General features: G+C 68.0%; 9 protein-coding genes and 1 pseudogene. 4 read left to right on the forward strand and 6 right to left on the reverse strand.

Going from position 1 to position 7,390, the window contains the following annotated elements; all coding sequences use genetic code 11:
* Positions 1–63: 63 nt before the first annotated feature.
* A complete protein-coding gene (locus U9980_RS17025) occupies positions 64–369 on the reverse strand; it encodes a DUF4143 domain-containing protein (RefSeq protein WP_322768818.1) in 306 nt (101 codons plus the stop codon).
* A 558-nt stretch (positions 370–927) separates the two neighbouring features.
* Here U9980_RS17025 and U9980_RS17030 point away from each other — a divergent pair.
* On the forward strand, positions 928–1,098 hold the full coding sequence (locus tag U9980_RS17030; RefSeq protein WP_322753817.1) for a hypothetical protein: 171 nt from the start codon (positions 928–930) through the stop codon (positions 1,096–1,098).
* Between the two features lie 55 nt (positions 1,099–1,153).
* On the opposite strand, the gene U9980_RS17035 is transcribed toward U9980_RS17030, so the two are convergent.
* Entirely contained in the window at positions 1,154–1,381 is a 228-nt protein-coding gene (locus U9980_RS17035) for a hypothetical protein (protein ID WP_322753818.1), read from the reverse strand.
* 134 nt (positions 1,382–1,515) lie between these two features.
* Between U9980_RS17035 and U9980_RS17040 the strand changes: the two genes are divergently transcribed.
* Entirely contained in the window at positions 1,516–2,511 is a 996-nt protein-coding gene (locus tag U9980_RS17040; RefSeq protein ID WP_322768819.1) for an integrase core domain-containing protein, read from the forward strand.
* Between the two features lie 18 nt (positions 2,512–2,529).
* Here U9980_RS17040 and sigJ read toward each other — a convergent pair whose 3' ends face one another.
* On the reverse strand, positions 2,530–3,438 hold the full coding sequence (gene sigJ, locus U9980_RS17045) for an RNA polymerase sigma factor SigJ (RefSeq protein ID WP_322768820.1): 909 nt from the start codon (positions 3,436–3,438) through the stop codon (positions 2,530–2,532).
* An 89-nt stretch (positions 3,439–3,527) separates the two neighbouring features.
* On the opposite strand from sigJ, the gene U9980_RS17050 reads away from it, so the two are divergent.
* On the forward strand, positions 3,528–3,815 hold the full coding sequence (locus U9980_RS17050) for a hypothetical protein (RefSeq protein ID WP_322768821.1): 288 nt from the start codon (positions 3,528–3,530) through the stop codon (positions 3,813–3,815).
* On the opposite strand, the gene U9980_RS17055 is transcribed toward U9980_RS17050, so the two are convergent.
* On the reverse strand, positions 3,748–4,083 hold the full coding sequence (locus tag U9980_RS17055; RefSeq protein ID WP_322768822.1) for a hypothetical protein: 336 nt from the start codon (positions 4,081–4,083) through the stop codon (positions 3,748–3,750). The two genes, U9980_RS17050 and U9980_RS17055, sit on opposite strands and share 68 nt — an antisense overlap.
* 97 nt (positions 4,084–4,180) lie before the next feature.
* On the opposite strand from U9980_RS17055, the gene U9980_RS17060 reads away from it, so the two are divergent.
* Positions 4,181–5,977 carry a GNAT family N-acetyltransferase gene (locus tag U9980_RS17060; protein WP_322768823.1) on the forward strand — a complete coding sequence of 599 codons (1,797 nt, stop codon included), beginning with the start codon at positions 4,181–4,183 and terminating at the stop codon, positions 5,975–5,977.
* Here the strand turns inward: U9980_RS17060 and U9980_RS17065 are convergent.
* A complete protein-coding gene (locus tag U9980_RS17065) occupies positions 5,913–6,653 on the reverse strand; it encodes an AMP-binding enzyme (protein WP_322768824.1) in 741 nt (246 codons plus the stop codon). The genes U9980_RS17060 and U9980_RS17065 overlap by 65 nt on opposite strands.
* A gap of 498 nt (positions 6,654–7,151) precedes the next feature.
* Positions 7,152–7,390, reverse strand: a pseudogene (locus U9980_RS17070) (hypothetical protein); the annotation flags it as partial.

The raw sequence follows: 7,390 nt of genomic DNA on the forward strand, positions 1-7,390 counted from the left end.
AAGGTCCTGAAATCGCCATCCGCCCGGTCTCCACGCGGCTGCTGACCTCAGCCGCCGGCGTCCTCAGCTGGAGGACCAGAGGCCGGCGGCGGGGACGGCGAGGATGCGTTCTGTGAGTTGGAAGACCCGTGGGCCCGTGTGTACGAGGAGTCCGAGGGTGAACCGTGAACCGATCTCCGTCGCAAGCCATTCCAGGTGTCGTGCGTCGGTGTGGGAGGGGGCCGCGGATGCCTTGACCTCGATGGCGATGGCCTGGCCGTCACGGGCTTCGAGGAGCAGGTCGATCTCACGGCGGCCGTTGGCGTCGCGCAGGTGGTATAGGTCGGCGCCGACGACGCTCAGCGCGCACTCGGCACGCCGGCGGCCCACTTCACCGCGCCGAGTACCTCGGGCACGACCTGCCACTCGTCGATCAGGACGGGCTCCTCGAGCCCGCGCAGCGCCGCGTTGGGGTCGACTGGCAGACACGCCGCGTCGGGGTCGTCTTGCCACCCGCCCGGGGGCCGACGACGAGGACGGCGGGGTGGGATGCGACGACATCCCGCAACTCCGTGTCGAGCAGACGTGGAGCGTAGGAGCGTAGGAGCGTAGGAGCGTACGAATATCCGATCATGGATTTGACACATATTTGACCATGGAAATTACACGTAGATCATCGACAAATTAGCACGCGTTCGCACTGTGATCCAGCACCTCGTGGACGCCATCGATCTCCGGACATGCCCTCGCGCGGCGAGGAGCGACCGGGTGGCGATGTCCCGGATCCGGATCCGCCGTCCGCGATCGCCACCGAGACGTCGGCCAGCACCCGGCCCCCGTCATGGACCGGCGCCTGCTCGGTCCCGGTCAGCGCGCCCGCCAGGGCGCCGACCAGCCCGACCCGGCCGCCCTGATCAACGGCGACCGGCCTCGCGGACGAGCCTGGTCATGGTGTACGTGACGGTCGTGCTGATCGCCTACGTCTGGCTTCACAACAGCCACACCGGCGGGATCGGCCGGTCCCGGCTGCCGGAGGAATGGCTGTCCCGGCACGGAACGGCCTCGTTCGTCAACGCGCTCACGGGCGGCGGCCTGCCGCCGCTGCCCGTGCCCACCTGATGGGGTGTCCGCCCGGACCGGGGTGGTCACCGGAGGCCGCGCTGTGGCTCCCAGGTCAGCTCGATGGGTTCGCGTGCAAGGCGACGATCGTAGCGAAGGTCCCGGTGTAGAAGCCGGCGAGACCGCTGAAGACTCCCCAGGTGTCGTCCCAGCCGTCGCCGGGGCTGCGCCAGTCGGTGACGACGTCGACGGCGCATCCGGCCACGAGTACGGCCTCCACCTCGACGGTGAAGTCGAGGCCGTCCGGGCAGTCACCCACCTCGTGTGGCGGCGCGTCGGTCATAAGACTCGATACTGTCAGTCACTGTCCGTCTATCCCGCCGAGATCCGCTCAGCGGCACAGGCCCGGCCACTCACACCGCCGGACAGTCCCGCCTGCCGCCTGCCGCCACCCCACATTCGGGTGCCAGGGCCTACGTGCTCGGCACCGCCATGGCCGTGACGCTGCTGGTGCGGCGGCGCTGGCCGGTGGTGGTGCTGCTGGTGAACTCGATGCTCTGGCTCGGCTATCACGTGGCGGACCTGGCCGGTCGTGCCTATCCCGACGAGCACCCGGGCGCCTACTTGCTGGACACCGGCACCGACGGCAGTCTCACCCTAGTCGCGGCGTTCCTGCGCGGCTACGCAGTGCGGACGCGCCGCGACCTGCGGCGGCAGGCCGCCCAGGAACGAGAGTGGGAGGCCCGCCGCCGGGTCGATGAGGAACGCCTGCGCATCGCACGGGACCTGCACGACGTCCTCGCGAACACGGTCAGCCCGGAGATCACCATGCTGATCGAACGGCTCGCGACGGAGAACACGTCATGGGGGTACCAGCGGATCCAGGGTGAGCTTCTCGAGCTCGGCCACCGGGTCGGGGCGTCCACCATCCGCCGAGTCCTGAAAACCCTGGCGCTACCCCCAGCACCACAACGACAGACTGCCTCGACGTGGCGGCAGTTCCTACGCACGCGGGCCTCGACGAGGCTGGCAGTCGACTTCTTCCACCTGGACTGCGCCGTGACGCTGCGCCGTCTGTACTGCTTCTTCGCCATGGAAGTCGGCTCCCGCTACGTCCACATCCTCGGAGTCACCGCGCACCCGGACGGGCCATGGACCACCCAACAGATCCGGAACCTCCTCATGGACCCCGGTGACCGGGCGGCCGACTTCCGGTTCCTGGTCCGCGACCGCGCCGGGCAGTTCACCGCGTCCTTCGACGCGGTCCTCGCCGACACCGGTATCACCGCGGTCAAGATCCCACCCCGAACTCCCCGGGCGAACGCCCACGCAGAACGATTCGTACGCACGGTCCGAACAGAGGTCACCGACCGGATACCGATCTTCGGTGAACGGCACCTGCGCGCCGTCCTGGCCGAGTACACGCAGCACTACTACCAGCGGCTATCACGCAGGGTAACACCAGGAGGTTAAACCACTTAAACGACAAGCTCAGGCCGTGTCCTGGATGTCGAGGGCCGTGAGGTCGAGGCCGGTGAGGCGGTCGGGGTCGACGATGGCGTAGATCTCGACGATCCGTTCGTTGGTCACGGTAAATCCCATGACCGAGATCGGCCGGTCGCCTGCCGTGATCACGACCCCGGCGGCGCCGTTGACCAGTGCCGAGCGCACCACCGCCGTGGGCTGGGCGAACATGAGGGCCCTGCGGGCGACGGCCGGTGCCCCACGGACCACCGCCGAGGCCTGCGGCCGGGAGGCCCCACCGTCGGCGCGCATGACGATGTCGGGGTCCAGCAACGCGACCAGCGCATCGAAGTCGCCGCTGCGGGCCGCAGCGAAGAACGCGTCGACCACCCGTCGCTGGACGATGTGGTCGGCGTCGGGGACGGGCGCGCCCAGCGCCCGCACCCGTCTGCGGGCCCGGCTGGCCAGTTGGCGGGCTGCCGCCGGGGAGCGGTCCACCATCGGCGCGATCTCGTCGAACGGCAGGTCGAACATGTCGTGCAGCACGAAGGTCAGCCGCTCGGCGGGAGTCAGGGTGTCGAGCACGATGATCAGTGCGAGCCCGACCGACTCGGCCAGCAGCGCTTCCTGCTCGGGCTGCCGGGGCCCGGCAACCTGGTCGGGACTGATGATCGGATCGGGCACGTGGATGCCGATCGGGTGCTCGGAACGGGTCCTGCACACCCGCAGCATGTTCAGGCAGATCCGGGCGACGACCGTGGTCAGCCATCCGCCCAGGTTCTCGATGTCGCTGGCCCCGGACTGGTTCAGCCGCAGCCAGGCGTCCTGCACGGCGTCGTCCGCCTCGTGGACGGAGCCGAGCATGCGGTAGGCGACAGCGCGCAGATGCCCGCGGTGCTCCTCGAACCGCTCGGCCAGCCACTCGTGTTCGTCCATCGGTCACATTCCTCCGTCGGCGCGTGTCATAGGCAATGACCGACGGCCGTCGGCCCGTGTGACAGGGAAGGTATGACCAGATGTTGGCGATGCTCCTGAGGACCAAGGTGAAGGCCGAGAAGGCAGCCGAGGTCGAAGCGGCTGTGAGATCGTTGTTCGCCACGTTGGAGGAGGCGCGCCCCCAGGGCGTCCGTTACACGTCGTACCGGCTTCAGGACGGTGTGACCTACGTGGTGCTGCTGCAGATCGAGGAGGGGATCGACAATCCGCTACCGAAGGTGCCGGAGTTCCAGGAGTTCCAGGAGAACCTCAAGGGGTGGCTCGCCGAGCCGCCGGCTCCCGAGCAGCTGACAGCCATCGGCGACTATCGGTCCTGACGGCGGCGGGTTCGGCACGCACCGGTGCCGGGGCGGCGGCGTAGACGTTGGGATAGATGAGCCGGAAGCCCAGCACTCGGCGGATCTTGGAACTGTCGATGATGTCCTTCCACGGATCGTCGAGGACGCGCTGCGCCGCGTCCGGGTCGGGCGCGATGTTGTTCAGCCGGAGTATCTCGCAGGCGGTGATGGGCGCGTCGTCGCCGACGTTGAAGATTTCGCCGTCGATCCCCTCAGCCCACAGGCCGCACAGCAGCGCCTGCACCACGTCGGCATGGGGCAGCAGCGCCCCGATGTAATCGCGGTCCCCACGCAGAGCTCGTGCTGGGCGCTCGGCCCATCCCCTTCCGTGAGAGCATTCCTGGATGAGCGGCTTGACCGAAGCGGTGAAGCTGAGGGTGGCGCGGCCGGACGAAGCCGAGGCGCTGAACGGACTGACAATGCGTTCCAAGGCGCACTGGGGCTATGACGAGGAGTTTCTGGCCGCCTGCCGGAATGATCTCTGGTTTCGACGTAGCGAGGTGGTCGCACGGCGGACGGTGGTTGCTGAACGGGATGGACTGGTCCTGGGTGTGGCCACCTTGGAGGGTGATCCGCCGGACGGTGAACTAGGCATGCTGTTCGTTGAACCGGACGCGATCGGCCGCGGCGTGGGGCGCGTGCTGTACCGGCATGTGCTGGAGGAGGCGGGCCGGCTGGGATTCACTCAGGTGACAATCGAATCCGATCCCAACGCCGAGGCGTTCTACCTGGCGATGGGGGCGGAACCGCGGGACGTCCGCCGGCCGGGGACAGACCATGCCCTGCCCGTGTATGTCGCGTGGCCGGTCCGGCCGGAACCATCCTGGTCGATGGCTTGGAGTGCCGGCGGGTCCACGATTCACGTCGGCAATGTCGCGGAGTTCAACGGCCAGTTCGCTGGCGGTGTGCAGGGTCCCGACCACTACTCCTGTCTGGCTACCTTCTGCGGTCCCCGCCCCGCGATGGTCGTTCTCCCCGAGCGGGTCGAGGACTGGTGGGTCCGGGACGTTGCTGCCGTACTCGGCTGGGGCGAGGTCGAGCTACACAGCGGGATCGCCGGAGACGGCCGGATATCCGAGGCGATCCGGTCTCGGCCGGACCTGCTGGAACGCCTCACCTCCCGGGGTTCACCGGTCCTGCCGTGGGGTCGGACGGCAGCATTCGAAGCGATCGCCCCGTCACCCCGCGGTCTGGTGGAGGCAATCGGCCGGTATGAGTCCAAGAGGCATGCCCACGCGTTGTTCCGTACGCTGGCATCCGATCACCCGGGAATCGTCGTTCCCGCACAACGGCCGGTCGGTTCGCGACGCGCGCTCGCGCGGGAACTGACCGGAGTGGCTCGGGTGGTGCTGAAGACCGAGTACGGCGCCGGCGGGTCCGGCACGCTGATAGTGACCCCCGAGACAGCGGGGCGCCGAGCCCTCGTCCGACGATGGGCGCGCGACGGCGTGCTGTTGGAGGAGTACGTGGAGGGATCAGGCCCGTACCGCGACCCCACCTTTGACGCCGTCATCGACCCCGAAGGCGAGGTCCACCCGGTCGGCGTCGGGCTGATGGACGTCGACGGGACCAGCTACCGGGGAGTCACAGTCGGTCCCGGTGTCCTTCCCGATTCGCTCGCCGACACAGCCGTCGGATTCGGGTCAGCGGTGGGCCGTGCCCTGGCCGAGGACGGCTATCGGGGCTGGTACGACGTTGACTTCGTGACCGACCGGTCGGGCCGCCTCGCCCCCACCGAAATCAACCTGCGGCTCACCGGCCCGGCTGTCGCGTTCCACCTCCAGGCTGCCCTCGACCGCCGGCGAGGAGGACGTCATCTCGTCCGCACGCTCGACCGGCTACCGCTAGGTGCCCGGCTGCCCGCCGGGACGCTGCGCGAACACCTCGCCCGCACTGCCCAGAGCTGCCGGGCGATCGGCGCGACCCTGCTGGTCACCATCCCGACAGCCGCATTCGACCCCGTCCCCTACCTTGGCGTGGCGATAGCCGGCCGCACCAGGCGGACCCTGGATGACGCGGAGACCACCGTCCGAAGCGCGAACGCGGCCCTTGGCGGGATGTTCGCCGATCTGGGGGTCACCCCGCGGGGCGCTCGCGGACCGCGAAGACGACGAGCACGGCCGCGGCGATCATCAAGGTGATGTTGAACCCGTAGACGAGGGCCGCCTGACGTGCCCAGTCGGTCTTGGCGGCGAGCCGGTAAAAGTTGTCCTGCGGCCACCAGGCGGCCAGCAGCCAGACGATCGATAGATGGGCCAGCGTGGTCAGCCATGAAGGACGTCCCAGCCGGGTCAACCGCCTGCGGCCGAAGAGCAGGAAGCTGATCCCCAAGCCGAAGGACAGGAATTCGGCCACATAGAGCCCGGTAAAGAGCCTCCTGAACCACGTCTGGGGCACCACGGACAGATCAGTGGAGCCCGGCCAGAAAACGTCGGTCGTCAGGAACGCCACCAGAGCGACGACCCCTGCTAAAACCAGCATGAGCCCCCCGAGTGGCATATCGTCCAGATCGGCCAACGCCCCCTTGCCGCCCGCCATCATTCCCGGCTGCACCGGAAGCGGAAGACCTTCGCGGTCCACCTCACCGAAACGGGTGCAGGGCAGGGAGTCCACCGGTATCACGGCCCGAGGGACCCGGTTGGATCGCAGGCGGGGGGTCGACAGGAACGCCCGTATGTCCGCGGGGGATGCCTGGCCAATGATCACGACATACGCGACGAGCATGTGCGTCCTCGGCCCGGTCGGGATCCTGGCGACTACACACTCCTGAACAGCCGGATGCCTGCGAAGCTCCGCCTCCACATCGCTATAGGACATACCAAATCCCTCCATGCAGTAAGAAAGCGCCCATCCCGGGCAATGATGTCACCGGGGACATCGCTCCGCTGTCGCCAATTTTCGATCGCCACACGCTCGTTTGACGGTAAGGGATACGGGTGCGCGGGCGGGCCGGGGCACGCGAGTCACGCTGGTGATCTCATCGGGCCGCTCGGCGAGCGACAGGATCGGCAGCGCCAGGTCCGGGCAGGTCGGGGCGTGTGCTGTGCCGATGACCCCGCAACTGGCGCACACTCCCCTGACCGTCCAGCCGAGACGATCAGGCGGCGGCAGCACGATCTGTCAACGGGCTTGCAGCCATGCTGGCCAGAGCTTCGCAGATGTGAACCCTACGTTACTAAGATCATTAATTTGGTTGCGTAAACCGCTAAACGACCAGGTCAGGCGGTATGTGGGACCTACCCATGAGATGGTTGGTGGACCTTACGTACCACAATCCGAACCGTAGGCTCTTGGCCGAAGGTCCTGAAATCACCGTCAGCCCGGTCGCCGCACGGCTGTTGACCAGGGACCGGCGCCGGCGACTGAGCACACGCGACCGGCCTCCGACCCACAATGCTGGTCGAGTCGTCGAGCACCGAGAATCGGGTGGATGGCGCGGGAGTGGGTCCGGGTCCAGGCGATCGCGACTTGGGATGCGGTGGCGCCGAGTTCGTCGGCGACGTCTTGGACGGCGCGCGCGATTGTGCGGTCGTGTTCGCTGATCGATTCCGGGC

Origin of the sequence: Protofrankia sp. Cr1 (assembly GCF_963555865.1) — a bacterium.
Taxonomy (GTDB): domain Bacteria; phylum Actinomycetota; class Actinomycetes; order Frankiales; family Frankiaceae; genus Protofrankia.